This window comes from Acetobacter pomorum (genome assembly GCF_002738225.1).
Taxonomy (GTDB): Bacteria; Pseudomonadota; Alphaproteobacteria; order Acetobacterales; family Acetobacteraceae; genus Acetobacter; species Acetobacter pomorum.
In genome coordinates this window covers 1-212 of sequence record NZ_PEBQ01000104.1, presented here as the reverse complement: position 1 = coordinate 212, position 212 = coordinate 1, and the positions used below count along the sequence as shown (strand labels likewise).

General features: G+C 57.5%; 1 protein-coding gene. It reads left to right on the top strand.

The features are described from left to right. Nucleotides 1-212 (top strand): hypothetical protein (locus CSR02_RS16830; protein ID WP_208616818.1); only part of this gene is annotated, 212 nt, incomplete at both ends.

Below are 212 nucleotides of genomic sequence, written 5' to 3'. Positions count from 1 at the left end.
ATTGATGGTGGTTTGACGCTGGAAAGTGGCTCAACCACGGACTTTGACCTTGGCCAGGCCGGAACCGAAGGTGGCTCGCAGAACGATCTGATTAAGGTCGGAGGGGATCTGACACTCGGCGGAACGATCGATGTTACCGCTGATCCCACCTCCGGCACTACACTCTCAGAAGGCGTGTACCGTCTCTTTGACTACTCCGGCGCCCTCAGTGG